The 26,891-nt window shown below is 56.0% G+C and carries 21 protein-coding genes; 19 read left to right on the forward strand and 2 right to left on the reverse strand.

What is annotated here, in order from left to right; genetic code table 11:
• Positions 1-360: 360 nt before the first annotated feature.
• Positions 361-2,289: a hypothetical protein gene (locus tag Q31a_RS24910; protein ID WP_145083971.1), complete on the reverse strand. Its 1,929-nt coding sequence runs from the start codon at positions 2,287-2,289 to the stop codon at positions 361-363.
• A gap of 237 nt (positions 2,290-2,526) precedes the next feature.
• On the opposite strand from Q31a_RS24910, the gene mnmG reads away from it, so the two are divergent.
• The 8 genes from mnmG to Q31a_RS24950 all read left to right on the forward strand — a co-directional run bounded on the left by mnmG (position 2,527) and on the right by Q31a_RS24950 (position 12,512).
• Positions 2,527-4,401 (forward strand): tRNA uridine-5-carboxymethylaminomethyl(34) synthesis enzyme MnmG, encoded by a 1,875-nt coding sequence (gene mnmG / locus Q31a_RS24915; RefSeq protein ID WP_197355647.1) that lies wholly within the window; start codon positions 2,527-2,529, stop codon positions 4,399-4,401.
• Between the two features lie 364 nt (positions 4,402-4,765).
• On the forward strand, positions 4,766-5,368 hold the full coding sequence (locus Q31a_RS24920; RefSeq protein WP_145083977.1) for a response regulator: 603 nt from the start codon (positions 4,766-4,768) through the stop codon (positions 5,366-5,368).
• Positions 5,369-5,379: 11 nt separating this feature from the next.
• Positions 5,380-6,633, forward strand: a complete 1,254-nt coding sequence (locus Q31a_RS24925) for a sensor histidine kinase (RefSeq protein WP_145083979.1) — start codon at positions 5,380-5,382, stop codon at positions 6,631-6,633.
• Positions 6,634-7,018: 385 nt separating this feature from the next.
• Positions 7,019-8,686, forward strand: coding sequence for a Na+/H+ antiporter NhaC family protein (locus Q31a_RS24930; RefSeq protein ID WP_145083982.1), 1,668 nt, complete (start codon positions 7,019-7,021; stop codon positions 8,684-8,686).
• Positions 8,687-9,268: 582 nt separating this feature from the next.
• Positions 9,269-9,457, forward strand: a complete 189-nt coding sequence (locus tag Q31a_RS24935) for a hypothetical protein (protein ID WP_145083984.1) — start codon at positions 9,269-9,271, stop codon at positions 9,455-9,457.
• A gap of 548 nt (positions 9,458-10,005) precedes the next feature.
• Positions 10,006-10,428: a flagellar basal body rod protein FlgC gene (gene flgC / locus Q31a_RS24940; RefSeq protein WP_145083987.1), complete on the forward strand. Its 423-nt coding sequence runs from the start codon at positions 10,006-10,008 to the stop codon at positions 10,426-10,428.
• Positions 10,429-10,477: 49 nt separating this feature from the next.
• Positions 10,478-10,792, forward strand: a complete 315-nt coding sequence (fliE, locus tag Q31a_RS24945; protein ID WP_145083990.1) for a flagellar hook-basal body complex protein FliE — start codon at positions 10,478-10,480, stop codon at positions 10,790-10,792.
• A gap of 28 nt (positions 10,793-10,820) precedes the next feature.
• Complete coding sequence (locus Q31a_RS24950) at positions 10,821-12,512, forward strand: hypothetical protein (RefSeq protein ID WP_145083994.1); 1,692 nt, start codon at positions 10,821-10,823, stop codon at positions 12,510-12,512.
• Here Q31a_RS24950 and Q31a_RS24955 read toward each other — a convergent pair.
• Entirely contained in the window at positions 12,509-13,660 is a 1,152-nt protein-coding gene (locus Q31a_RS24955; protein ID WP_197355649.1) for a sulfotransferase family protein, read from the reverse strand. The two genes, Q31a_RS24950 and Q31a_RS24955, sit on opposite strands and share 4 nt — an antisense overlap.
• A gap of 216 nt (positions 13,661-13,876) precedes the next feature.
• On the opposite strand from Q31a_RS24955, the gene Q31a_RS24960 reads away from it, so the two are divergent.
• From Q31a_RS24960 to Q31a_RS25010, 11 genes are all read left to right on the forward strand, one after another.
• Positions 13,877-15,964, forward strand: coding sequence for a flagellar biosynthesis protein FlhA (locus Q31a_RS24960; protein WP_145083997.1), 2,088 nt, complete (start codon positions 13,877-13,879; stop codon positions 15,962-15,964).
• Positions 15,965-15,973: 9 nt separating this feature from the next.
• Positions 15,974-17,272 carry a flagellar biosynthesis protein FlhF gene (gene flhF, locus Q31a_RS24965; RefSeq protein ID WP_145084000.1) on the forward strand — a complete coding sequence of 433 codons (1,299 nt, stop codon included), beginning with the start codon at positions 15,974-15,976 and terminating at the stop codon, positions 17,270-17,272.
• Positions 17,269-18,273: a hypothetical protein gene (locus tag Q31a_RS24970; protein WP_145084003.1), complete on the forward strand. Its 1,005-nt coding sequence runs from the start codon at positions 17,269-17,271 to the stop codon at positions 18,271-18,273. Before flhF ends, Q31a_RS24970 begins: the two co-directional genes overlap by 4 nt.
• Before the next feature lie 157 nt (positions 18,274-18,430).
• Positions 18,431-18,688 (forward strand): hypothetical protein, encoded by a 258-nt coding sequence (locus Q31a_RS24975; protein ID WP_145084006.1) that lies wholly within the window; start codon positions 18,431-18,433, stop codon positions 18,686-18,688.
• Between the two features lie 274 nt (positions 18,689-18,962).
• Positions 18,963-19,748 carry a FliA/WhiG family RNA polymerase sigma factor gene (locus Q31a_RS24980; protein WP_145084009.1) on the forward strand — a complete coding sequence of 262 codons (786 nt, stop codon included), beginning with the start codon at positions 18,963-18,965 and terminating at the stop codon, positions 19,746-19,748.
• Between the two features lie 477 nt (positions 19,749-20,225).
• Positions 20,226-21,596: a FliG C-terminal domain-containing protein gene (locus tag Q31a_RS24985; RefSeq protein WP_145084012.1), complete on the forward strand. Its 1,371-nt coding sequence runs from the start codon at positions 20,226-20,228 to the stop codon at positions 21,594-21,596.
• A 104-nt stretch (positions 21,597-21,700) separates the two neighbouring features.
• Entirely contained in the window at positions 21,701-22,378 is a 678-nt protein-coding gene (locus Q31a_RS24990; RefSeq protein ID WP_145084015.1) for a FliH/SctL family protein, read from the forward strand.
• Positions 22,379-22,400: 22 nt separating this feature from the next.
• A complete protein-coding gene (locus Q31a_RS24995; protein ID WP_145084018.1) occupies positions 22,401-23,825 on the forward strand; it encodes a FliI/YscN family ATPase in 1,425 nt (474 codons plus the stop codon).
• A gap of 15 nt (positions 23,826-23,840) precedes the next feature.
• The gene (gene fliJ, locus Q31a_RS25000; RefSeq protein ID WP_145084021.1) at positions 23,841-24,299 is read left to right on the forward strand and encodes a flagellar export protein FliJ; all 459 of its coding nucleotides are present in this window, start codon (positions 23,841-23,843) and stop codon (positions 24,297-24,299) included.
• A 6-nt stretch (positions 24,300-24,305) separates the two neighbouring features.
• A complete protein-coding gene (locus Q31a_RS25005) occupies positions 24,306-24,974 on the forward strand; it encodes a hypothetical protein (protein WP_145084024.1) in 669 nt (222 codons plus the stop codon).
• 186 nt (positions 24,975-25,160) lie between these two features.
• Positions 25,161-26,852 (forward strand): flagellar hook-length control protein FliK, encoded by a 1,692-nt coding sequence (locus tag Q31a_RS25010; RefSeq protein ID WP_145084027.1) that lies wholly within the window; start codon positions 25,161-25,163, stop codon positions 26,850-26,852.
• Positions 26,853-26,891: the final 39 nt, after the last annotated feature.

Consider the following 26,891-nt stretch of genomic DNA (forward strand, 5'->3'; position numbering starts at 1 on the left):
CTGAAGAGCGTCGCGCCGGTAGTCTCCCGTCAATCGTAACAGACGAACGGAGCCTAAGGACATACAGGGCGGTGCACTCCAAGAACGGCCGAAACATGGGCCTTGGGAAGGACGCATATAGTTTGGGGCCGAAAGATACCAGTGCGTGACACGGGCGTCCCTGAAAACTAGATTGCCAGTGGGAAGACACGGATCAGCACCACCAGCACACATCCATCGCGCCACTCTCAGCGGGAGGGGCGGCCTCCAGCGACCAGGAAAGCCCCTTCGAGTCCAGGCGTTTTCCCACGAGACTCCCACTCGCCCCTTAGCTGCGGAGCAGCGATCGCATATAGCCTGGGGCGCAAGCCCCAAGGTTATCTAGTTGGAGCTAATGGGACGAAAGCCTTGAATGCGACCGTGAGGTACTAAGCCGTTGACATCAATGGGCAGGTCCAAGGTGTATTGCCCCACATTGCCCGCTTTGTCGGTGGACTCCAGCCTGAGATAGACTCGATTCGGCATGTTGGGAGCCGGCTTCCACAGGTAAATCTGAGTGTTCTTCAACCCTGTCGCAATCGTGGTCCAAGGACCTTCAACCTGCGGACTATAGAATAGCGAGGTGGCGCGATCGACGATGTGCGAATCGGTGCAAGCATAATCGATTACCAACATCCCATCCTCAGGACCTTCCCCATAGACCGCTCGAGTAATTTTGGCCGTCGGCTGAACGGTGTCGATATTGATCCATACATCGGCTTGCTCGCCATCTTTCGGACGATTGCTGACCAAGCCATTGCTACCAATGATCACCATGCGGAACCCGAACAGCCCATCATTGCCAACTTGCACGTCAAAGGGACTGACGCGATCTGGGTCCACGCCCCACTTCTGCCAAGAACGGCCGCCATCCTCGGTGCCCCACAACTCGACTTCGGCCAAACTCCCCCCACCGAGCGCTTCGACGGAATAGTCGAGACTGAAGGCGCGGGAATTCGAGTGAAACGCTTTACCGAGATTCAGTGGTCCATTCGTATCGGGTGGAACTCCTGGAGAGGTCACCGGCAACCGTTCGTCAAGCCGCTCTCTTGCCTCTCCAGATTCTGGCTGCCGACCGGCAACTGGTCCCACGCCCGGCTCCGTAGCGGCACCTTCGGCTGCTAACGAGGGAGCGAGCTGCGCTGCGCCTGGTTCAAGCGAGAGTTCAGGTTTAAGGCTCAGTGGCGAAGTTTCGAAGACCGCTGGCGGCGAGGGAACGGTGACTGGAGTTGCGTTGGAGGTTGGCCCCGCTGGAGTCACTGCTGGTGGAGTCGGGGGCACAGCATGCGACGTGTAGGACTTTGGCAGCGGCAGCTCTTCCGCAGTCGTTGCGGGAGACGACAACATCAACCCAGGTTCTTGGGGCTGAACGCTGGACGGGGTGGGAGTGTTGGTGGAGACCAATTGCCCAGGACGCACTTCACCGTCAGCAGCAGGCTTGGGCTGTCCAATCTCACGCGATTCCGACGCGCTCCGCGCGGTCCCGGTTGGCTCCCAAGGGATTGCTCCGGCCAGTGGCACCAACTGAGGATACTTCGGGTCCGCTGAGGCTGGGGGGACAGCCGTTGCTTTGGCATCGCTCCCCTGGACCGAAGTCTTAGAATTTCGATTGCTGGCCAGTGTCATTTCGCTGGCATTGGCGGCGGTTCGCGGCATATCCAATTTGAAGGTCGCTTCCCCCACATTGCCCGCCCGATCCGCAATGGTGAAGGCCAATGCGACCTCGCGGCACGGTTCCAGCTTCGGCGAAGCGTGGGCTTCGAAGATGCCATCGATGGACTCAAAGTCTTCCAGGGATACATCTTGCCAATTCGAATTGCGATCGGTTCGCATGCGTAGGCTTGCCGTCGCTAAGTTCAAGAACTCATCTTGGACGCGCACATCGACGATAAAGCGGCCGGTGGAATCGATATCGCCTCGAACGGCCGCGCGTGGCTTGGAGGTGTCAATCTGAACTTTTAGAGGTGGTTTGTCGCTGGGCGTTTCAACGCCCCCGGGATCCAGGGTGCGAACTGAGAACCAGTATATCCCTTCGGAGGCGGCGCGGAATTCGAAGAACCGTTGCTCGGAGTTCGCCGTTCCGTGCATTTGCCAATTGGCCCCTTCGTCCGTCGAGACCCACAATTGCACTTGCGAGGGCTCGGCGCCGTGCGCATCAATGCTGAAGGGTATCTTAAAGCGGGCATAAGGGAGAAACATTGCCTCCGCCGATTCCTCTGCAACCGCTTCGTGGGCTCCGCCCGCAGACTCCCCAGCAACCAGCGTACTCATGGTGAAACCGGGGGTCCAACACGAGCAACCCAGCGCGACGTATTTTGCGACTGACGTCCAACGGCGTTTCATCATACGGCTTCTTCTCAGTATTCTTCGTGCAATACGCGTTTAGAATAGGCGCAACTGGGCCCCCGTAGTCCATTGGTCGGTCGCACAGAATCTATTACATAACTAAAATGTGCCTAATCCGCCGATTCCCGCTTCCTAACGTTAATGCTGGCAAAAACGATCCTAATGGCTACCCCCTCGTCCCCATCTGCGTGTCTCTATGAATTTGACGTTGTTGTGGTCGGCGCTGGTCACGCTGGGACCGAAGCGGCGGCGGCGGCGGCCAGACTGGGAGCCAAGGTTGCCCTGCTGACCGGAAATCTCGACACCGTCGGGCAGATGAGCTGTAATCCGGCCATTGGGGGAGTGGCCAAGGGGCAGATCGTCCGCGAAATCGACGCCCTGGGAGGCCTTATGGGACAGGCCATCGATGCGACCGGCATCCAATTCCGATTGTTGAATCGTCGCAAGGGCCCCGCCATGCACAGCCCCCGTGCGCAAGCCGACAAGCGTGGCTATCAAATGGCGATCAAAGAAACCATTGAAAACTATCCCGGCATTCACTTGGTGCAAGAGCTCGTTGAGGACTTGCTGGTCGAACAGGATGGCCCCCGCGCTCGCATTCGTGGCGTGCTGACCCGCGGCGACGCACACTACCGCGCCGACACCGTCGTGTTGACCACCGGTACGTTCCTGCAAGCCATCATGCATACCGGGGAAGCCAAGACCGAAGGGGGCAGAGCAGGGGAGGGCACCACCAAGGGAATCAGCGGAGCCCTCACTCGACTCGGTTTCGAGCTCAGACGCTTTAAGACGGGCACCCCCCCGAGACTCAACGCAAAATCGATTGACTTTGCTGCAACCGAACTGCAGCCCGGAGACGACGATCCTCAGCCGTTCTCCTATCTCAACTCTGGGATTACCACTCCCCAAATTCCGTGCTACATCACCTACACGAATTCGGCGGTGCACGATTTGATCCGTGCCAACCTGCACCGCGCTCCGATGTACAGCGGACAAATCAACTCGACAGGTCCACGCTACTGCCCCTCAATCGAGGATAAGGTCGTGCGTTTTGCCGATAAGGATCGACATCAACTCTTTCTTGAACCCGAGGGACGCTCCACCACCGAAGTCTACGTTAACGGAATTTCAACCAGCCTCCCGAGGGACGTGCAGGATTCCATCATGCGATTGATCCCGGGATTGGAAAACTCGCAGATCATGCGTTACGGCTACGCGGTTGAGTACGACTACAGCCCTCCCGACCAACTCACCCCTAGCTTGGAAACCAAGCTAGTCGATGGTCTGTTTCTTGCCGGACAGATCAACGGCACCACCGGATATGAAGAAGCGGGCGCCCAGGGCCTGTTGGCTGGTGCCAACGCAGCACTGAAGGCCAAGGGAAGCGAGCCGTTGATCCTTACCCGCGATTCCTCCTACATGGGAGTCTTGGTGGATGACTTGGTAACCCGCGGCGTCGACGAGCCGTACCGCATGTTTACCAGCCGCGCCGAATATCGCTTGCTGTTGCGCCAGGACAACGCCGATCGCCGGCTCACCAAGCTCGGTCATGAACTCGGCCTGGTCGACAACGCGCGTCACGCTTTGCTCGTCGAGAAGGAAGCGGCCATTGCAGCTGCCAAAGAGCAGATTGAGACCAGCCGCATGGAAGGGGGAACGGGAACCAAACACCTGCGCCGCACCGCTACGACTTGGGAAGAAATGTGTGGGCATATCCCCGAACTCAAGGCCTACTCACCCACCGTGGTGGACCAAGTTGTGTGGGATATTCGTTATGAAGGCTACGTCTCCCGACAACAAATGCAGATCGATCGCCAGCAGCGGATGTCTCAGAAGCGGATTCCCAGTACGTTCAGCTACGAGCGCATTCGGGGGCTGCGAACCGAAGCCAAACAAAAGCTCTCTCGCATCCAACCTTTGAACATCGATCAAGCGGGGCGGATCAGCGGGATCACCCCGGCCGACATCGCTCTCGTACTCGCGCATCTTGAAAACCCACCTAAACCACCGAGTGCACCCGAGGACCTGAGGGTTTAGATAATAAAAAACGACTGCGCAGAGCAAACAAGATTAAGGGGATATGGAGTCTGGAGCCGATACGGAATGTACAGCAAACGAGGGAGTTTTTTCGCGCCACTGCGGGGAGTAATCCATAACTCCATTACCGACAACGACTTACGAAAAAACGATCAATATTGACCCAGTCAGCCCATCCGCTATAATCCGTCTAGACTGTCAAACTTGGTAAGCTTGGCGGTGGCGGAAGATGATGAAGAATACGGAACGGAAACAAGTTAAACACGCTAGTTGATCTGCTCCAGATCGAAAGCAACGGCCTATGGATGGGATAGCGTAGCCCACTTGCCCCGATTGCGACTAGCATGGCCATCGATCAGGAAGGATGGTGGAGAGCATGTCGACAACTAAAACGGTCTTTACCACTGGCGAAGCAGCGAAGATTTGCAAGGTTAGCCAGCAAACAATTATCCGTTGCTTTGACAATGGAAGTCTCAAAGGATTCCGGGTACCGGGCAGCCGATTTCGGCGCATTCCTCGGGATCAGCTATTTTCCTTCATGAAGGACAATGGCATCCCCACGGATGCCCTTGAGAACGGCAAAAAGAAGTTGCTGATCGTCGACGACGAGCAGGATTTGGTCGATTTGATGGCTGACGCCTTCGAACGCGATGGTCGATTCGAGATTCGCACTGCCAACAATGGCTTCGATGCCGGTATGCAAGTGAAAGAGTTTCGACCAGACATGGTGGTTCTCGACGTCATGCTGCCCGATATCAATGGCAAAGAAGTTTGCCAACGTGTGCGAAGCGACTCAACCCTCGATTCCGTCAAGATCATCTGCATTTCTGGGATGATTGAACAGGATAAGGTTGGAGACCTGCGAGCGGCAGGCGCAGATGACTTCGTGCAAAAGCCGTTTACCGTCGATCGCCTAGTCGAACGCGTTTGCGATCTGCTTGAGATGGACAAACCGGCGATTCACTAGCGACCACTGTCATGAACCACGCATCGGCTCAGCAAGCCCCTTGTTTTTCCGGTGCGACTGTGGCGCAATTGCATGCCATCGTTTTGCAGATGGCAGCCCCACCGCCCCTTGCGGCAAACGGACCGGGAGAATCGCCGAAGTCACGCTGCGACTTGGACTCTCAAGCTAGGGAGTCTGAAAGCGCGTGGCCAGCGGCCGAAGGTCCAATCACCGACGTTGCTCGACCGGTCTCAAGCGATGGGTTGCCCCCCCATACGCCTGCCGGACGGCAGCTGCTCTCGCTGGCTGCACAAGACCCCCACTTTGCCGCTTGGTGTCGCTCCCATCAGTGCCCCATCGATGACAATTCAACCACCGCGGGTATCGCCTCCGCCGAGCCGATTGCGATCGAAGCCTGCGATCAGTTCGCGCGAGCACTTCCTCAGCTGCTCATCCGTCATTCAGCCTGGCTTCCCTCTCCGGTTGAACTAGAACCATCCCAACCATCTCCCGCGAAGCTATTGATGGACACTGCGCATCTCGTCGTGCGCTTGCAAACGGTCCAGGAGCGGTTTACTGCGGAATTACAAACTCGTAAGCAGGCGGCCATTTATAATTTCGCCTACGGTCTGAGTCACGAACTCAATAACCCGCTGGCGAACATTGCCACTCGCGCTGGGGTCCTCCTGCAAGACGAATCGGCCGCCGAGCGACGCACTATGTTGAGCACCATCATCGATAACGCAATGCGTGGCTGTGAGATGCTCGGCGATCTGATGCAAGTTGCCCGGCCCCCCGTACTCGCCCCACAGCCCGTTCGACTAGCCTCGCTATTGGAAGAGCTGCAGCTGAAGATCGCCCCTCTGGCATCCAGTCGCAACATCGACGTCCATTGGCAGACAACTCTACCAACCGACCAAGTATTGGAGACGGATCCCAGCGCCTTGAAAGAAGTGCTGTGGTGCTTGGTTCGCAATGCAATCGAAGCCTTGGGCGAACGAGGAACAATCTCGATAAATGCGACTCTTGCCGTTGAGTCGCCTTTCAATGCCACGCCGATGATTTGTCTTGAAGTTCTGGACGATGGACCTGGGCTGAGTCCCCATGCATTGGCAAATTGCTTTGACCCCTACTTTAGTGGCCGTGAAGCGGGGCGAGGACTGGGACTGGGGCTTTCTAAATCTCAGCGAATTATCGAACAATTCGGAGGCACTCTTACTCTGGCCAATGGACCGGCCCGTGGCTGCCGGGTGACTATTTGGCTCCCAGTTTCCCCGAGCACTTAGGCTGCGTTCGCAAGATATCACACCGCGAGAGGCATACGGTTCAAGGAGCCGAATTGCGTGGCACCTTCTGCCCCGTGGGATGCGTAGGATGTTTGCTTGCAGGCGTTCAGTAGACGAACTCTTGCAAACGAAGCGGTCGTTGGGCCTGTAGCTCCCAAGCCTCTCTTTGGATGAGCACAATACTACTTAACTAGTTACACCTTTCTTACAGGTACCTTCGGGCTGGGCCTGACAGATAGCCACGGACAAGGCAGTACCTCTCTTGAGTACCCGCGTCGAGACCGCTTCAGCCTCGACACGCGCGGGGCATCCACCAAGGAGTTTTGCGACGCTATACTGGGCGGTTTAAAGACTTGCCCAGTATTTATCCCCTGGAAGGAAATGTGTGGAAGGTACTTCTCCAGTTGGCTGGCTATGCCTCGTCCCGCCCCTACTTACCATTTTTCTGGCAATCGCATCGCGGCAAGTCGTCGCCTCGCTCTTGATTGGCATTGCCTCAGCCATTGCCATATTGCTGCCTTCACCAGCCGCTTACCAAAAGATAACGGGTGAAGAGTTTCAATGGCTCCCCTACCTCCAAGACACCGCCGGGAGTTTCTTTCACTCGCTGTCGGAAACCTACTTGTGGGCATCCCTGACCGATCCGGGACACTTGCGGATCTTCGCCTTCACGATGATGCTGGGGATGCAAGTCGCCTTGATCCATCGCTGCGGCGGCATGCTGGGGATCGTTGCTTGGCTGGGCCCACTGGCTAAATCTCGCAGGAGCGGTCAAGTACTAACTTGGCTGCTGGGGCTTGTCATCTTCATTGACGATTACGCCAACACTCTGCTGCTGGGATCGACCATGCAGCCAGTAGCCGACCGCTTGAAAATCAGCCGCGAAAAGCTGGCCTTCTTGGTCGACACCACCGCCGCCCCCGTCGCTGGTTTGGCGTTGGTGAGCACTTGGGTCGCCGCCGAAATCAGTTCGATGCAAGCCGGTTTTACAGATGCCGGAATCGAGATCGGGGCTTCCACCTTTGGCATTTTCCTCAAAACCATTCCCACCCGCTTCTACGTTCTGTACGCACTCTTCTTTGTGCTGGCCTGCGCCTGGATGTGCCGCGACTTTGGCCCCATGCTGGCGGCCGAACGTCGCCGGATGGAGGAGGAGGATGACCTGGAAGAGACGCCATCCGCCGTGCCTCAGGCGACCTCCAAGGTCAAGCCTCGTGGAATCAACGCGATCTTGCCGATCTCGGTAACCGTGGTGGTGGCAGTCTGGCTCTTGATCTTGACCGGGCAGCAAAAGCTTGGCGATACGCCACTTTCAAATTCAACATTGCAGGCCTGGGGAGAGATTATTGGACAAGGGGACAGCCCTGTAGCACTCTTCTACGGCGGTATCGCTGGCCTAGCCGTGGTGCTTGGTTTAGCTTTCTCTCAGCGCGAGCTGACACCTCCTGAAATCCGCGGAGGCTTCCTCCAAGGCTTTCTGCATGTGCTGCCAGCCATGATTATTCTGTGGCTCGCCTGGACTCTGAGCAAATTGACCGGCAATGATCACATGCGCACCGGTAGCTTTATTGCGCAGCAGTTTACCGCCCTCAATCTCTCAGCAGCGTTCATGCCCACCATCGTGTTCTTGCTCGCCTGCGTCATCGCATTTTCGACCGGCACCAGCTGGGGCACCATGGCCATTTTGATGCCGATTGTTATTCCGCTGGTTTATGGCCTGTTGACTCAACAAACGGGCAGTCCTCCGGCCCCAGACCACTTCTTGATGACCGCCTCGATTGGAAGCGTGCTGGCTGGCGCCATTTTTGGCGACCACTGCTCCCCCATTTCCGACACAACGATCCTCAGTTCTCGGAGCAGCGGCTGTGACCACATTGCCCATGTGAGAACACAAATGCCGTATGCTTTGACCATCGGAGGTGTCTCCATTCTCTTTGGAACATTACCCGCCGGCTTCGGCTGGAGCAGCTGGCTCCTGCTTCCCGCCGGTATGATTTCAATCGTCGTCGTGCTGCGTTTGCTCGGTACCTCGACGAAATCGGCAGCCTACTAATCCTGCGTTGCCACAGACGGACTTCAAAGCGACGCCTCAGAAACATCGCCGTGAAAAAGCCGCCCTAAGGCCACCTTGATGTTGCGCGTCCTGCAATTGTTCAAAGAGGGCCGGCTCGAACGCGTCGAGGGAGAGCCAGCGGTGCCGCAGTCAGAAGAGTTGAGCTGCTGAAAAGACGTGAATCGAGGCGGGCCAACACAACACCAGGCGACTCCCCCCCAGGGACAATGACTCCCCACTTGGAAGTCCATTCACTGATGTGAAACTCATCTCCTCGCACGGTTAACGGAATAGCTCGGGAAACCGAGTCGCTCTTTCTCCGACAAAAAGGCTCAGCCATCAAGGGTCGCGTTTAACCGCTTGCCTCCTCGGCCATACGCCACCGTTGCGTCCCATACCAAACCAGAACGCCAGGAGACTCCCAACAAAAATTAGAAATTGAGATAATGGACGGAGCTGATGCAGATGCATCAGGAAATACCCAAGGCTCTTGTCCTTGATGAAGGGCGCGTATTGCCATTCTGCGAAGACCCCGGCAATTGCACCAATGAAGGCACACGCGACACCCAGCATCAATGACCGGTGACGCGAAAGACTCCCACAACCGATGCCAGCGAGAGCACCGGGGAGCACCATTGCGTAAAAGCCCTGCCGGGTGAACGCATGAAAAAGGAAACACCCAAGACAGGCGCCGGCGATGCCCCCCAGGACACCCAAGACGATATCGCGGGGTGGTACAGACTGATGCATGGTATTGGAAAACATCGATGAAGGAGCAACCTCTCGCGCGACGTTTGGTGGGCAGCGTTTGCCAACGTTCCAGTCAACGTTGGGCCTCCGCGAGTAGCGGCAGACGCCATGCATCTCCTCTGAACACGCACCACCGTTACTGCGTTCAACCCAATCATCCGACGCATCCACGGTTTTGCCTGGGCGTCCAGATTGAGCATTACCCTTCCAGTATAGCAGGAACATTGGTGGGAAACGGTGAGGCACAGGGTAGGGAAATCCCGGCGGAGTGACGTCACCAGTGCCCCAGCCACGAAAGCCTCGGTGCAACAACGGGTGAATCCCCCCAGCATGCAGATAGGCCGTAATGAGCTAGGCGGAGTGCCGCTTGAGTGGAAGCACTTGAGACGCCGCCGGGGTGCCGGGGAGCGGCTATTTCGGCCTTCACGCCGGTCTCGGAATTCGCTACTGTCGACTTGAGACATTCTTGAAAAACAACAGCAATTTGACTGGCGTTAGAATTTTGATGGCAGCTGAATGGGCCTAGCCCAATGCTTGCATTGAAAATCGTTAGTAAGAGGAGTGGTCGGATGATCGGTGCTTTAGACGTTAGTACGAGTGCGTTAGTCGCACAGCGCACACGACTCAACACAATCTCAGGCAACATTGCCAACATTTCAACGCTACAAGACGAGAATGGCGATGCGAAGCCCTACCAGCCGCGTTACACCATTTTCCAAACCGATGAAAACATGGTCGCAACTGGCAATGCGCCGGGCGTGAAAGTCTCCTCGGTAGAAATCGATGACAAAGAGCCCCTGTATCGCTATCAACCCGACCATCCCTTGGCTGTCAAAGAGGGAAAGTGGAAAGGCTACGTGGCCTATCCCAACATCAACATGAACGAACAATTCGTAGATGCGTTGGAAGCCACCCGCTCCTACGAAGCCAATATTGGGGTGATGGAAATTAGCAAGAGTTTGGGTAGTCAGTCTCTCTCCATCCTGGCCTAGTGGGAAGCGTCGAAAAGTCGCCTGCTGCACATAGGGAACACGTCCACTCATGCACTCGATCGGAAGCAATCTGACGCCGCGGATGGAATTGCCGCTGTCAAGTCGATTGATGCACTCTGAAGCGGTGAAGCAGTCGGATCGGCCTTCGTCGTTTCCCGATCTGCTCATGTCCGGCGTGTCTCAAGTGAACTCCATGCAGCACGACGCCGACTCGCAGGTTCACGAAATGCTGACCGGCGGCGACGTTTCTCAGGTCGAAGTGCTCACCGCTGTTCAAAAGGCCGACATGGCGTTTCGAATGCTAGTCCAAGTGCGCAACAAGCTGATGTCAGCCTACGAAGAAATCCAAGCGATTCGTATTTGAGCAGAGAACTCCCAGCGGAGAATAATCCATGAACGCACTATCTCAAATCGGCAAGCAAATCACTGACCTGTTGGCTTCCATGACGCCTTCAGCCCGAATTATGGCGGGGTTGATGGTGGGCGTCATCGTTGTCAGCTTGGGCTGGATCTTCAACGCATCCAATACCACCCAGTATGAACCGCTCCTGGGAGGCAGTTTTTCCAATGAGCAATTGGACCGCATGGAATATGCCTTTGGCGAAGCCCAACTGCGAGGATACACCCGCCTGGGACGGCAAATTAAGATTCCCTCGGGCGAGAAAGACCTGTACTTGAAAGCTTTGGCGGAAAGCAATGCTACTCCCGCGACCTGGGGGAGTGAGATGGAGAAGGCTCTCAATGCCAGCAGCATCTTTGAGTCGGCCGAAAAACTCGCGGGACGCAAGCAGAACGCGAAAGAGCGAGAATTGGCAGGGGTTCTACAGCAGATCCGAGGCATTGAGTTCGCTGCGGTGTTTACCGACGAGATGCGAACGGGTTTTACACGCAACACCGACCGCGTGTGCAGCGTCTACGTGCGGGGGCCATTCGATGAAAAGATCTCGCCGTCCACGCTGCGAACGGTTTCCAAGATGGTATCTCGCAGTTTTGCTGGACTTCCCGAGGAAAAGATTGGCGTCATTGACCTGGGATCGACCAATTTCTACCAAGCCAGTGACGATCCGAACAGCTTGGGTGAGAACCCCTATTTGACCCAACAAATGGAATGGGAGCAAAAATACAAGGATCAAGTGGCCAGTCTGTTGAGCAACTATGGAAACATTCAATTGGATGTGAATGTTGAACTCGATCCAACACTAGAGGAAGAGTCCGAAAAGCTGTCCTACGATCCAACGGCGGTCTCAGTTCAATCCTCGACGAGTCGCAAGGATGTGGAGAACCAACGGGCTTCCCCCGGGGGACGTCCCGGCGCTTATCCCAATGAAGTTACGACCAATGGAGCGGCCAGTCTCACGGCGTCCGCCCTCGACCAATCCTCCAAAACCAAAGAATCCGAAGAAAACGAGAAGCGAATTGCAGGGCACGAGGCAACTCGCAAGCGCATGGCGGGACTCGTTCCACGCAAGGTATCGGTGTTTGTTGGCGTGCCAGATTCCTACTACCGAGAGGTTTGGTTGCACCGTCAAGAACTACTACCGGAAGCTGAGAGAGAAACCGAATACACGTTGGCAGCAGCTACTGAAATGCAGGCCGAGATCGAAACTCAAATTCGCACTGCCGTCGCGGGAATTCCAGTTGGCATTCGAGCTGGCGAGGAGACCAAGCCGTTTGTTAACGTGACCACCTACGCCGACTTGCCAGCCCCTGAAATTGCAGGTCCTACTTTTGCCGAAAACTCAATGGCATGGTTGGGAGAATCGTGGAGTACCTTGGCCCTGCTGTTGGTCCTGGTCATGAGTCTGGGCATGATGTTCAGTTGGGTTCGCGCACAATCGACGGCCCCGGCCGACGAAAAATTCTCCGAGGGCTTTGGACTCGAGATTCCCTCGCAGATTGATGATGAATTGGAGTTGAGTGAAGCGGGCGAATTCACGGGTGATGGCGTCGCCGGCGGGGCGCGTCCCAAAGCCAGTTTCAATCTAACGGGCTCCGACATGAAAGAGGACCTCTCGTCGCTCATTCAAGAAAACCCGGACGCGGCCGTCAATCTTCTCAAGACCTGGATCGGTGAAGCGGCCTAATAGCCATACTTGGCCGCGTAATCGCCCCACACACTCAAGATCTCCTGCTCAAGCTGCGGGTCAATGCTGTGCTTGTTTGGGCGATAGCTAGCATGGTTTTCCAGGCGTGCATTGAGGCTGGGCTCGACAGTCGAGAAATCACCGAGATCGAGCTTTTCGTAAAGCATCTTGACGGTGCCATGGGGATCGGCGACGAGCTCTTCATAGCTCACATCCACGATGCGATTCGGAGCCACTTCTTTCCGCCCCGCATCGAAACTCTCATACATCCGTTGCAGACAAACCGACACGTATTCCTTGCGTTCCGCGTCGGATGGCAACTTCTGAAACGACTGGACTTCGTCCAAGGACTGCCAAAGACGCATCGTCGACAAAAACAACTTGCGTGGATTCCGCGTCAAGTGGATAAACTTGGCATCCGGGTACAGCTTGGCCAACTCCGCGATTCGCCCCGTGTGCGGAGGACTTTTCATCACCAAGCGTTTACCAGGATAGCGCACGGTCAGAGCGCGCATAAACCACTGCAATGCCTTTCGCCAACGCGACAATTCCTCAGCGGGCACATTCCGCAAGGATAGATATTCCAATTCCTGAGGCTGAGTATTGGGAAACGCGATTCGCAGGTACGGACTCGGAACTCCCAGATTCATAAGCGCAAACTCATCCTCTTGGGGAAGTTGCCAACCCGCTTCCATGTTATCCATGGGGCGTTTCTTCGGAAGCAGAAATCCACCAAAGGTCACCATCAACCACTCGCTCAACAGAAAATGGGAAGGGGCGAAGCATTGGTAAGTACTGGGCGAGGCAAATTGCGTATCTGTCACCAGCAACTCATGGAGCAGGGTTGTCCCACTTCGCCAGTGCCCCAAGATAAATACGGGAGCCTGTGCGACTTTGGCGTCTCGGATGCGGCGGCCGTAGACGCACCATTGCAATCCCGCCATCAAATCGTTGAACGGTGTAAACAGAGTCACACCCACCGCTAGGGGAATCCGGAGCGGTGCGATGCGAAACCGATTGCCACTGACCAGCTTCCACCACACATGCGTTCGCATGCCGTGCCAAAAGCGTGGGCTCCACATGGGGTAGGAGTTGGTCGGGCGGTTGGAAGTATGGGCGGTCTTACTCTGGGTCGGATGGGACGTCATCGGCGTGCTACAAAACTCACTACTCGAACGGTTCGACACCTAGCATGGCAGAAAACGGGAAGGGCTTCCCCACCTGTTGATCGTCCATTCGACCTGGACAGCGTCATCAGAAATTCACTACTCTGTCCGGAAACCAATCTATGTAATCAACGCTAGCAATCTGTTTCCGATGCTACCTATTCTTATCGAAGCGCTCTCAGAAGGCAAATTCAGCCGATGAATACCCTGTCTTCCCTCTCACGCTACCGAGAACTGGTCCTACCGATATCCTTGATAGCCTGTCTGGGGGTGATCCTTGTTCCACTCCCTCCCTGGATTATGGATATCCTATTGTCAGCCAATATCACGATTTCCGTGATCATTTTGTTGACGACGATCTACATCAAAGCTCCGTTGGAATTCAATATTTTCCCATCGCTGCTCTTGGCAACCACACTCGGTAGACTCGTGCTGAATGTGGCCACGACGCGATTGATTTTGACACGGGCCGACTCCGATTCCTTTTCCGCTGCAGGGGGAGTGATTGAAGCCTTCGGCAATTTCGTCGCAGGGGATCGACTGGAAGTTGGTTTGATCATTTTCGTGATCATCGTACTGATTCAATTCCTAGTCATTACCAAGGGTGCCACTCGCGTTAGTGAAGTTGCCGCACGCTTTGCCTTGGATGGAATGCCTGGTCGACAAATGGCCATTGATGCCGATCTCAACTCGGGAGCCATCGATGAAGCGATGGCTCAAAAACGTCGTGCTGAAGTCACCAGCCAAGCCGATTTCTATGGAGCCATGGATGGTGCAAGTAAGTTCGTGCGAGGCGATGCGATTGCAGGGATTCTAATCACCCTGATCAACATCGCTGGTGGTTTGTATGTCGGCATGATGTACGCCGGCCTTAGCCTACGTCAATCCTTCGACTTGTTTACCAAGCTGACCATTGGTGACGGCTTAGTTAGTCAAGTCCCCGCCTTTCTGGTATCGCTCGCCGCCGCGTTGCTGGTTACGCGGAGTACCCAGAAGGTCAATTTGCCAACCGAGTTCCTGACGCAGCTCTTTTCCCGCCCGCAAGCTCTGGCCGTTGCCGGTGGTTTCCTGATCCTGCTGATCTTCACCCAACTCCCCACGCTTCCTTTGCTTGCTTTGGGAGGAGGTTGTGTAGGACTAGCGGTCATGCTCAACAAACAGCAGTCGCAACAAGTCGCCCAAGATGCTCAAAACGAGCACGACAAGGCGGCCGAAAAGAATAAGCCACCCGAGAAGCGTCCCGAAGACTTCCTGAGCGTAGACCCCATGCGGGTTGAAATTGGTGCGGGACTGCTGCCACTGGCCGATCCCCGGCGCGGCGGAGATCTCATGGACAAGATCACCGGAGTTCGGTCGATCTTGGCCAGTGAGATGGGCATCCTGCTCCCCAAGGTTCGGCTCAAGGACAAACTCAGTCTTCCCGAAACGGTCTACGAGATTCAAATTGCGGGCAACCTTGTCTCCAAAGGGGAGGTGTTCCCCGACCGTCTACTGGCGATTGACGTCGGCAATTGTTCAGGCATCGTCGAGGGATTTGAAACGCGAGAGCCGGCCGCAGGTCGACCCGCGGTTTGGATTATCCAGGGACAGAAGATGCAGGCCGAGATGTACGGTTACCAGCTGGCAACACCCAACATGGTGATTGCCACACATCTCCAAGAAACGGCCCGTAAGTACGCTGACGAATTGCTCACCCGCGACTCCACCAAACAACTTGTCGATCAATTGCATTCGGTTAGCCCAACGGTCGTGGACGAATTGATTCCCTCGGTCATGAAGTTGTCCGAGGTCCAGACAGTCCTTCAAATGCTGTTGCGGGAAGACATTCCCATTCGTCAGCTCGGTTTGATTTTCGAGACGCTGGGTGACTATGCGTCGCGCATCAAGGATCCGACCTTCCTCACCGAATATGTGCGCAATCGTCTGGCGCGCACCATTTGCCAACGCTACTCCGATACCGCCGGTCAGCTCCACGTCGTGACCATGGCGCCCGCGATGGAAGATCGCATCGCAGCTGGATTCGAGGTCACCGATCGCGGTATTATGATCCGCATGTCTCCTCAAGCGATTGAGATCACTTGCCAACAGATTGCAGGGCAACTGCGACTCCTCAAGAACGCTGGACACCGTCCGATCTTGTTGGTCAGCCCTCGGATTCGTCCGGCGCTGCGACTCTTGACCCAAACACACCTCCCAGATCTTCGCATTTTAAGTCACTCGGAAATCACACTGCAGACGCAGACAGTTTCTGTAGGAATGGTTTCCGACCCCGTTAATAAAGCGTAGTCAGTGAACATGGAAGTTCGAACTTTTCGTGCCGCATCGCTTCAAGCCGCATTGCAACAAGTCCGGGAGACGCTCGGTCCCGATGCGTCGATCTTGCAGACGCGGGAACGTCGCCCGGGCCCCTTGGGCTTTTTCAAAAAGTCGATGGTTGAAGTGGAAGCGAGTGTCGATTTTTCGGTAGCCAGCCGCTTCGGTGTTCGCACACCAGCGATGCCAGCATCCGCAACCTCCCAGCAACCTCCCACGTCTCCCGCCACCGACTCCGTGTTGTCGGATTCAACGGCAGGTCCACTCCCACTGCACAACAGTACTTCCGATTCACCAGCCCTGTCGTCGCGTGTTTCCGGAAACCTCACCCCAGGTGCAGACAACCCCTTAGAGGACCACCCAACAGCGCGGCCGCCGAGCATGGCACTCGGCCAGCATCAGCGGATCGGAGAAGGATCAACTTCGCCACAGGCTCCTCGCGTTCAGACACCGAGCTCCCACGCTGGACTCTCCGCCACCATGTTGGAGATGTTGACTGAACTGCTGGATAACGGTGTGCCGGCGCACCAAGCCCAAACTCTGATCGAAGAGGTTTGCAACATCTGCACGCCCTCCCAACAACAGGACACCTGGCTTGTCAAAGGTCAGATCAGCCAGATTGTGGCGCGGGATCTGAAGGTCAGTGGCTCAATCGAAGTGCAACCCAATTCTTCCAAAGTGGTGGCTTTAGTCGGTCCGACCGGCGTAGGAAAAACGACCACTCTCGCCAAGATCGCGGCCGGCTTTCGCTTTGACTTAGGGCTAGATGTCGGACTCATCACGCTGGACACCTTCCGCTTAGGTGCTGTTGACCAACTCTTGCAATACGCCGAGTTGATTTCGGCTCCGCTCGAAGTTGTCAACTCACCCGATCAAGTAACCGGTGCACTGCAACGCTTGCGCGAATGTGACTTGATCCTGATCGACACAGCCGGGCGCTCCCCCAGAGACTCAGAACAAATAGGCATGCTCGGCGATTTCCTTCACGCGGCACAGCCCGACGCAACGCACATCGTCTTGAGTGCGACCAGTTCCGCCGCTCATGCGCAGGAAACGCTGAGGAAATTTGACCGCGTTCGAGCCACCAATCTGATCGTCACTAAGATCGACGAAGCAGCCCAGTTTGGCAGTTGGCTACCTTTCCTAAGAGAACAACCACTTCCGATCAGCTACATCACCACCGGCCAGCACGTTCCAGAAGACATCCTGGTAGCCAGTCGCCGTCGCCTATCCAGCATGATACTTGGGCACACGCACCACCAGGAAGCGAGCGTAGGATGAATCCGCGAGCCTCCGCTAGAGTGCCGTCCGAACCCGATCAAGGACATCGCCTCGTGAGAGACCAGGCCAGTCGGCTGCGGCAACTTGCGATCCCCTCCGCGGGGCCAGCCAAGCGGGCCACCTTGCATGCGCCGGTCAGCGACACTTTCTCAGTTAAGCCTAAGACTGCCAAACCGCGTTGCATTCTCATCAGCGAGCTACCGGAGAATCGGCACGCGATCCGCTTGGCGTGGGAATTGGCGCAAGCGGCAGCGGACTGCGACCAACGCGCGTTGCTCATCGACCTTTCGCCTGTGGGCAGCCAGTTACCAGCCGTTCTCGCATCCGATCAAGTCTTTGCGTCTATTGTGCCGCAACCATTGTGGAGCGATTCAACCACAGGTCGCGAACTAGCCTCCTGGGAATCCTCGCCGCAACAGGCGATCGATGTGATTGCCCAACCGATGGGTCCCTATCCCACGGAAGAACAAATGCGGAAGATTGGGCACCAATTCGTGCGTCGCCTAGAAGCGGCACCACTCGCTGCAGGCGCAAGTAACGGCCCTGTGCCTTGGCACACCGTAATACTGCTAACCGATGCAAGGACGGCCCCCCGAGACAGTATCTATTGGCAACTGGCTGACGACATTGTGTTGCTCGCACCTCACGAAGATCCGGAAGACGCCACACTGCTCCCCATCTTGAGTGCGAGTCTACCACAGCTTCCAGTGAGACAACGCCGACTCCTGCTACGCAAACAACCGTGGCGCGTACGCCAGCTACTCCTTCCCCCTTCGCACAGCAGACGGCAATTCAAGCAATCGAAACTCGCCACAACTTGGTTGGCGACGGGGCTCCTGCTGGAGCAGTTCCAGATCACTTGGCCAGACAGTTCGCCCAGGAACTCCAGCGCATCGTGGCGTTCGAAGCTGGCTCGACGCAGCCTTGCAAACCTGGCAACGCAACTGTGGAACGAGTTGGAAGAGACCCCACTAAAGCTATCGTTTCGGCAAGCCAGTTAAGATCTAGCATCTAAAAAATAATTGCTAAACTTTTGGCGGAACGATGTCGATGATTACTTTTAAGCGGGGGAATGCTGTTCAACGTTAATGAACAAACCATTTCACCGGGTAAGGGAAGTTAATCGGCAAGGATGTCGTAGCGAGATGGAGGCAGTAGATGGGCCGCGCATATTCTGGCGTGCTAGGGTCCCTGGCTGTCAGTTTCATCATAGCTCGAGGTTTGTTGCTGGGCATGCTCCCCAACGAGATCCTCACTCAATGCTTGGTGGTTTTTATATCGTTTGCATTCCTAGGCTATTGGATCGGCTTCGCGGCCGAGAAAACTGTCAGCGAATCGGTAGAAAATCGTTTCCGAAGTGAAATGGCACGCCTTCAATCGGCAGCCGCTAGCAACGACTCTGAATCTTCGGAGTAAATGAGGTCAAGTTGGCATAGCGACCAGTCGCAGATCTAGCTAAAAAATTCGCAACGGCACTTGTGCCCTATCACTCGAATCTTCGGTGGCTCGAAGATTCAAGTGCGGCCAAAAGTGTTCAAAATAGACTCAACCGAAACAATAGCTAGCAATCTTACTTGTAGGATGCTGGCAGATTGCTGAAGTGGTCAGTAGTAAGGGCAGAGCACACCCGGCATTAACTGTCTCTAGGACGAATCAGCGCCGACTCTGCAGTCAGCTCACGGAGGATTGGATGGCAACGAAGACCGCGCCGAACGAAGAAATCCAAGAAGTTTGGAAACAATACAAAGCTGATTCCGAGAACGTCGATTTGCGTAATCGACTCATCGAACAGTACATGCCACTCGTTCGCTATAACGGCGACCGAATTTGGCAACGCTTACCCGACGGAGTCGAGCTTGATGACTTGATCAGCGCGGGAATCTTTGGCCTCATGGATGCCATCGATGCCTTTGACACCGATCGTGGCGTCAAGTTCGAGACGTATTGCGTGCCGCGGATTCGCGGTGCCATGCTCGACGAACTTCGCTCCATGGACTGGGTACCGCGTCTCGTTCGCAGTAAAGCCAGCAAATTGGGCGAAGCAAAAAAGAAGTTGGAAGCTCGCTATGGTCGCGCTCCTACTGAACGAGAAATCTCCGCTCATATGGAGATTAGTGTCGCCGAAGTTGAGAAGATGCAAGCCGACGCAAGTGCCGTCAATTTGGTCAGCCTCAACAAGAAGTGGTACGAAACCGACAGCTATAAAGACGTGCGAGAAATTGACATTCTCGAGGACAAGAAGGGGGAAGACCCAACCCGTCGCGTCCAAAAGGGCGACTTGATGCGATTGGTCACCAAGGGACTCAACCGCAACGAACGGCTGATCATCATTCTTTATTACTATGAAGAACTGACCATGAAGGAGATCGGGGCCACCCTCGATCTTAGCGAGAGTCGCGTCAGCCAAATGCACTCGAGCATTGTTGCCAGACTCCAAGAACAACTGGGACGCCGACGTCCAGAATTTGGGACCTAGGGTCACCGTCCATCCTCGGATTGAGAGTAGTGGACGAGGTAGTGAGTCCAGTCAGGCCCTGATCGAGCTTGGGATTTGTTACCTCGTCCACTACTGCGGTCGAACTGAGGATACGTTGCCTCACCATTGGGAGAACGGTCTCGTCCGCTTCTATGCGAGTCTGACGAGGCCTGTTGCTGTACGCAGCCAGTCCTCCTCCACTGGTCAGTCTCCCTCCCAAAAATCCACCAACGGGATGCTACACGTAAGTAGCATCCCGTTTTTTCGTTGGGGCACTGTCTTTTCTGTTAGTGCTTTTCTGTTAGTGCTTTTCTGTTAGTGCATTGTTTTCTTTCCGTCGGTGCACATTGGCAGGCTCCTGCAAAACCCTACGATCGGTCTCGACAGGATTTAGGTAAAAAGGCTAAACAATGTTAAAGATTTACTCAAACAGCATCTGCTTGCCGTTGCTCCATGATTCGCTAGGTCGCTCCACCGATGTCCACTCCGCAACTCACTCCTGACCGAATTCGCCAAATTGCGATTTTGGTGTCGTGCGTTGACGCAAACACCGCGCGGCAATTGATCCTACATCTCCCGACCGAGACGGCCAAACAAGTGCGTGGGATGGCATCGCAACTTGGCCAAGTATCCGATGCAGAGAAGCAATCGATCCTAGCCGCGTTTCGGCAGTCGGCGGCGCCCTCCCCCAGAACGACTCCCGCACATTCCACTGCAGAAGCTCCACAGCCGCAGAATCCCGCCTCCCTTGCCAGCGTTGCCAACCCCACGGCCCCCGCGACCACTCCAGCCCCCAGCAAGACTCAGCAGGGGCCAGCCTGGACGCGGCTCAGCACTGAGGCGCTGCTGCGATTCGTGCGTGACGAACGTCCGGCGGTCATCGCAGTCGTGGTAAGCCAATTGGAAGCCCCAGTTGCGGTTCAGATCTTACAGAACCTCCCCACCGAAATGCATCGCGAAGTCCTGACGCGACTCACTCGACTTCAAGAAATCGACGCCGATGCCATGGCGACGATCGATGAGCATCTGACAGAGCGGCTCACAGAGTACCAACACACACTTGAAAGTGAATCGTACAACAACAAGCGACTCCAAGCCTTGCTGCAGGCGGCCCCCTCGGCACTCCGCGAACAATGGTCGGACATCCTCGATCCCACGAGCAGTCGCTTGCAATCCGGAACTACCGCAGCATCTCAACCAAGCGGTGCGAACGCGTCAGCTGCGATTTCGCCAAACAGCCAAGTTCCCAATCGCCCGGCCAAGTCGCTAGACGAGCTGTACAACCAAGCAAGTATTTCCACTCAGGATTTCTTGGAGCGCACGCCTGCAGAAATCCTACTCCGTCGCGAACTGGAACACCCCACCGCAGCTCGCCCCAACGCCGCGTCTGCAGAGATCCACTCGTCCATCGATTCCTTGGATTCGCCGCACGTCGATCCGCCCGCTTCTTCGGACAGCGCCTCGATTCCCTTTCCGCCCCAGCAGCAACCTTCGCGCGAAGACTCCTACGATCGCTCACTGGTGCAAATGGAGTTTGAGAGACTACTCGATTTCCCGGCACATCAACTGGCACAACTTCTCAGCCAAACGGAAACAGAAACGGTATTGTTGGCCTTGGCAGGTGCAACACCTCAATTCATGAAAGCGTTTTACGCCATGCTCAAGTCCAAGGATGCGCAGGCCCTAAAGTCTCGTTTGCAACGGATTGGAGCCATTCAGCTGCGCGATGTCGATGAGGCACAGCGCCGAATCGTCGAACTCGCCGACACGCTGTTCGCTCCAAGCACCCTGCCGTTTAGTCGTCGCCCTCAGACAAGTGCGGCTGCTCCCCTGCGTCGCGCCGCCTAGCCAGACAGCCACTCATCCGCAGGCCGCAGGAAGAACTAGCAATCCGCCGCCGTCCTGCCATCCTCCAGCACTAAACCGCTCCTTCTCCAGCATCAACAGAGCCCATGGCCTCAGTCATCAAACAAGACGAACTCATCCGTGGAGACGCCTCCCCTCAACCCGTTGCATTCAACGTTGAAGATGTGCAGGCTCGTGCTCGCAACTACCTGGAAGATGCCCGGCGGCAAGCCGATGAAATTTTGGCGAATGCGAGGCTCGAAGCAGCCAGCCTCCTAACCGAAACCAAGGCCAAGGCCTTGGCGGCAGCCAATCAAGAATTCGAAAAACGCGTTCAAGATTCGGCACAAAAACTGAGCGACACCCGGTGCAAGACAGCCATTGCCGCCTGCGAAGCGGCTGTCAGCGGAGTGGCCGAAAGCACCACGCAATGGCTTGCCACCTGGCGCAACCAAACAGTTGCTCTCGCCGCTCGCATCGCGGAAAAAATTGTCAGGCGAGAAATGCAAGATAACGATGAACTCTTGCGAGTATGGCTCGAAGAGGCCCTGGTCGCGATGCGAGACTCGCGCGATCTAAGACTCTCTGTCCATCCCGACGATTTTGCAGTCGCCGGACGCTTTCTCCAGCAACTGGCCAAATCGGTCCCTCAAGCTATCGATGTAGAGATTCTGCCCGATCCTCAAGTAGAGCAGGGGGGGTGCATCGTACTCAGCAACAACGGACGAATCGACCAACAATTGCTTGTCCAGCTAGATCGACTCGTGGAACAACTCACCCAGTAGGATTGGCGTTGGCCTAGAACGAATGAAACCATTGCCCCCCCCTCCCGAACACGTCGACCTCTCGCGTCTACTAGGCTCACTCGATCGCGCGCTCCCGAGCGCCATCGAAGGCTCGATTTGGTCGGTGGGCCGCAACGCGATTGAAGCGGTATCCCTTCCCGTTCCCATGGGGAGTGTTTGCTCCATTTTGCGTCGCAATCGCTCTCCCATCCCAGCGGAAGTGATCGGATTCTCAGGCTCCACCACTCTCTTGGCTCCCCTGGACGGAGCCGAAGGAATCACGTCGGGTGATAGGGTTCGCTTCGTGGAATCGAACAGTACGGTGCGTGTCGGCGAAGGCCTGATCGGCCGTGTGATTGATGCAGCAGGAAAGCCCATCGACGATTTAGGCGAGCTAACAGCTTCGGCCAAAGCCCCCCTCGATGCTGAACCGATCTCCGCGATGAAACGGCCACCGATTGATGACATTCTCACCACGGGCGTGCGAAGCATTGATTCATTGTTGACGCTCGGGCGTGGACAACGCATCGGTATTTTTGCCGGCTCAGGCGTAGGCAAAAGCACACTGCTGGGCATGATGGCCCGTGGTACCGATGCGGAAGTTGTAGTCATTGGGCTTGTCGGCGAGCGGGGCCGTGAGGTGCAAGAGTACCTACAGCGCGAGCTTGACCCGGCTACTCGAAAAAAATGCGTGACCGTGGTTGCCACCAGTGACCAACCCGCCTTGCGGCGCGTGCAGGCCGCAATGACGGCCACGGCGATCGCGGAGTATTTTCGCGATGAGGGAAAACACGTTTTACTGATGATGGATTCCGTGACCCGTTTCGCAATGGCCCAACGCGAAATCGGCTTGGCGTCCGGAGAGGCCCCGACCACGCGTGGCTATCCGCCGAGTGTCTTCTCCATGTTACCGCGATTGGTGGAACGCTCCGGCACCGGGCCAACCGGATCAATTACCGGCATCTACACCGTACTGGTCGAGGGTGACGACACCAATGAACCGATTAGCGACACCCTGCGTGGTCTGCTCGACGGCCACTTCGTGCTCTCACGAGACATCGCCCAGCAGGGCAGATATCCGGCTCTCGACATTTTGAAGAGTCTGAGTCGCTTGCAGCACCACTTAGCGTCCGCAGAACAGCAAGCGGGTTCCGCCGCAGTCCGACAAATGCTTGCCCGCTATCGGGAGAATGAGGACTTAATCAATATCGGGGCCTACCAACGCGGCTCCAATCCACAAGTCGATCGCGCCATCGCCCTCAAGCCGCTCATCGATCAGTTCTTGGCGCAAAAGGCGCGTGACAAGTGCGAATGGCAGGCGACGTTGCTGGCATTGCAGCAACTCGCTTCCCAAGCGAGTGTACCCACCGCCCCCCCCACGGCAGCCCGTCAGCCCAACGCCCCAGCCGCTCTTTCCTCCCCCGCCTCAGCCCCAGCGCCACAATAATGAGCTAGGTTTTCCATGAGTGAGTTTAAGTTCGGCCTCCAAAATGTTGTGAAATTGCGTGAACGGGAACGCGATGCGGCCGCACAATCGTATCGACAAGCCCTGCTGGCCATTGAAAAACTTGGACAACAGATTGCCGATTTGCAGGCCGAGCACGACGGACAAGCCCCTTGGCAATCGCAATTTACCGTCGGTACCGTGGCTCCACAGCGAATCATGGAGTCGCAGCGGTTTCAAATGCATTTGCAACAGGAAATTGCCGGGATTCGCTCGCAAATTGAGTTGATCGAAGCGGAATGCGAAAAACGCCGCCAAGCCCTCGTCGCACGTGAACAAGCGCTGAGTAGCTTAGAGAAATTGCGAGAGCAACAACATCAAGCCTGGGATGCCGACCAAATTCGCCACGAACAAATCGTCTTGGACGAATGGGCGGGCTTCAAACACTGGATGTTGACCCCCAAAACCGGAGAATAAACCAACATGCAAATGCTAACTCGACTATTTGTTGCTTTCTGTGTCGGTACAGTGGTCGCTCAAGCAATTGTATTTGCCATGGCCGGAGCGCGGGGCAACCTTAAAAAAGAAACCCTGGTGAAGGGCTTGGCACTCTTCAATGGCATCGACATCTCTGCCGACCAACTCGAAGAAACACTCAACCGCTCGAGGAATACCCCCAATCCAACCTACGAGGACGTCGAACAGGAACGAGCCCAACAAGATCGCAACCTAGACATGCGGCAGGGCTCCATTAAGCACCAACGAGATCAAGTGTCAGCCATGTTAGCGGAGCTGCAAGCCAAGTCCTCCGCCTTTGATCGCCGAACCAAGGAATTCTATGAACTGCTTGATTCCAAAGAAAAAGGGCTGTTGGCGGCTAGTTTGACTGAAGTCAAATTGACGCTCGAAGCTCTCGGCCCGGAACAGGCTAAAGACCAAATCTTGCGAATGCTGGAAGTCGATCTTCTCGACGATGTCGTTGCAATTGTTAAAGAAATGCCCATGGACAAACGAAAGAAGATCTTTGGGGAGTTCGTCAACGAAGCGGACAAAGAACCAGAACAACTCCACAAAATACTAATGCGACTGAGAGAAGGAGAACCCACGAAAGGGGTGATCCAAAACGCACGCCAAAACCAACCGAATACCTAGGAAAGTTGCTCACCAGCCTAACGATTCGCAATTCGCATAATTGCACCGGAGGGAAGAGCTTGCTTGGATTCGGAGACCGCAGTACTACGTGGCAACTCAACTTCTTCGTACAGCGGGCCGTGCAGCCAGGGACAAGCTTCCTAAAACTTCCGTCGCTGCGATCGAATCTACCTCAGGGGGTGGGCCATGGATGGAGCCATATCGACGTCGAACCGCCATGCGGTCCGCGCAAGCAACCAGCTCTTGCCGAGCGGCTCGTTAGGGGATACCCAATCGAATTCTCAGGCAGGCTTATTCGACCAACTGCTCTCACTCTCGTTCGGTCCTACCTCCGACCCACTGTCGGTGAAGTCTCACCGAGCTCCCGATCACACCCACGATTCGGTAAAACCCTCCAACCGCTCCTCCAGTTCTTCGGAAAAAAAGGAGGAGGACGAAGTCGAGGACGCCGACGGTGCCGCGACTTGGGTTGCCAATGTTTCAGCCTCCCCGCTGGTCGACGAAGCCCCTTTGGCTGCCGTTGAGACCATTGCTGTCTCTCTGTCTGACGACTCAGCACCACAGCTGGATAGTGACGCAGTCCCCCTGCTTCCCAATGCGTTAGACTCAGCTGAAGTTCTTCCAGCAGATTCCGAGGTAGTCCCCAGCTCCCTTGCAACAGATTCTGCGGACGCGAGCTCCACCGAAGAGGGAGCAGAGTCAGCAAGACTTCCAGTTCAAGAGATCTCAGGGGACTCGGAAGAGCAGCATTCGAATCAAAAACCATCGGAGTCCGCCTTTGAGACTTCGGCCAATGCTGCCACACATGCCGTGGCCAGCCAACAAGGTACGGAAGCCGCTGAGCAGGAATCAGAGGAAACGGCATTGGGCGAGGAGGGGGCCGAATCAACCACCGAGTCCGTTCAGGAATTGGAATCCAATCGCTCCCAGCAAGAGGGGAACGAACGCGGGAAGTGGTATGAACGAGATCCCAAGGCTCCCTCGACAAATCTTCCGCTGGCAGAGGGTGAAATAGCACAGCCCGGAACACCCGACGGTGCGTCCCCTGCGCAGCCATCCACTGTGGAGTCAGCGGTGAATGCGACGGCCCCCGTGGGGGATCGCCAGCCCTCGGATCCTGCAGCATTACCGAGCGTCTCCTCAACAACCGCGTCCACCAATGCGGCATCCATTGCGGCCAATGCCGCGACGGCCAGTCCCAACCTTTTGGATAGCATTGTCGTGGGAGTTAATCGAGGCTCAGACGCCAGCATGGTTACTCAGTTGACGGGAGACTCTGCCGGCGCACCAACATCGTCGTCAGTATCCAGTGGCTCCCCCACGACCAGCACAACCCAAGGATCGCCCAACAAGGAATCGGCTGCTACGCCGACAGCCCCTGAAGGCAATAGTCCCGAAGTCACGCAACAAGAACGCGTACGGCTCATCCAACGCGTCTCCCGCAGCTTCTCTCGCCTCGGGCCCAGCGGAGGGGAGATCAATCTACGTCTCCATCCTCCCCAACTCGGCTCTTTGAACGTGCAAGTTCGTCTGCAGGGTCGCAGCATGACGGCCAAATTGACCACCGAATCAGCCGCTTCGCGTGATGTGATCCTGGAAGGCCTGCCCGTGCTTCGCCAACGCCTCGCGGAGCAAGGCTTTGACATCTCTCAGTTCCAAGTCGAGGTGGCGGACAACGAGAGTAACCAAGCGTTGGGCCCCCACTCGGACGGCCAATCCTTTACCGACCAAAACGAACACCAAAGCCGCCAAGGACAGTTGCAAGCCACCGCAGCCTGGCGTTCCTCCAGCTCGCCAATTCTCGCCGACGGCAGCTCCGGTGATGCGGCCACCTCACTCAGCTGGCAATCTACCACGGGCATCGACTTTCATGCTTAACCCAGCGTGACCTTGCCTTCCGGTTGGTTGCTAGAGCAG

The organism is Aureliella helgolandensis (genome assembly GCF_007752135.1).
Taxonomy (GTDB): Bacteria; Planctomycetota; Planctomycetia; order Pirellulales; family Pirellulaceae; genus Aureliella; species Aureliella helgolandensis.

Coding starts and splice junctions, on each gene's coding strand:
- Q31a_RS24910 (WP_145083971.1), bottom strand. CDS start 2,289: ATGAGTACGCTGGTTGCTGGGGAGTCTGCGGGCGGAGCCCACGAAGCG.
- mnmG (WP_197355647.1), top strand. CDS start 2,527: ATGGCTACCCCCTCGTCCCCATCTGCGTGTCTCTATGAATTTGACGTT.
- Q31a_RS24920 (WP_145083977.1), top strand. CDS start 4,766: ATGGTGGAGAGCATGTCGACAACTAAAACGGTCTTTACCACTGGCGAA.
- Q31a_RS24925 (WP_145083979.1), top strand. CDS start 5,380: ATGAACCACGCATCGGCTCAGCAAGCCCCTTGTTTTTCCGGTGCGACT.
- flgC (WP_145083987.1), top strand. CDS start 10,006: ATGATCGGTGCTTTAGACGTTAGTACGAGTGCGTTAGTCGCACAGCGC.
- fliE (WP_145083990.1), top strand. CDS start 10,478: ATGCACTCGATCGGAAGCAATCTGACGCCGCGGATGGAATTGCCGCTG.
- Q31a_RS24950 (WP_145083994.1), top strand. CDS start 10,821: ATGAACGCACTATCTCAAATCGGCAAGCAAATCACTGACCTGTTGGCT.
- Q31a_RS24955 (WP_197355649.1), bottom strand. CDS start 13,660: ATGACGTCCCATCCGACCCAGAGTAAGACCGCCCATACTTCCAACCGC.
- Q31a_RS24960 (WP_145083997.1), top strand. CDS start 13,877: ATGAATACCCTGTCTTCCCTCTCACGCTACCGAGAACTGGTCCTACCG.
- flhF (WP_145084000.1), top strand. CDS start 15,974: ATGGAAGTTCGAACTTTTCGTGCCGCATCGCTTCAAGCCGCATTGCAA.
- Q31a_RS24970 (WP_145084003.1), top strand. CDS start 17,269: ATGAATCCGCGAGCCTCCGCTAGAGTGCCGTCCGAACCCGATCAAGGA.
- Q31a_RS24975 (WP_145084006.1), top strand. CDS start 18,431: ATGGGCCGCGCATATTCTGGCGTGCTAGGGTCCCTGGCTGTCAGTTTC.
- Q31a_RS24980 (WP_145084009.1), top strand. CDS start 18,963: ATGGCAACGAAGACCGCGCCGAACGAAGAAATCCAAGAAGTTTGGAAA.
- Q31a_RS24985 (WP_145084012.1), top strand. CDS start 20,226: ATGTCCACTCCGCAACTCACTCCTGACCGAATTCGCCAAATTGCGATT.
- Q31a_RS24990 (WP_145084015.1), top strand. CDS start 21,701: ATGGCCTCAGTCATCAAACAAGACGAACTCATCCGTGGAGACGCCTCC.
- Q31a_RS24995 (WP_145084018.1), top strand. CDS start 22,401: ATGAAACCATTGCCCCCCCCTCCCGAACACGTCGACCTCTCGCGTCTA.
- fliJ (WP_145084021.1), top strand. CDS start 23,841: ATGAGTGAGTTTAAGTTCGGCCTCCAAAATGTTGTGAAATTGCGTGAA.
- Q31a_RS25005 (WP_145084024.1), top strand. CDS start 24,306: ATGCAAATGCTAACTCGACTATTTGTTGCTTTCTGTGTCGGTACAGTG.
- Q31a_RS25010 (WP_145084027.1), top strand. CDS start 25,161: ATGGATGGAGCCATATCGACGTCGAACCGCCATGCGGTCCGCGCAAGC.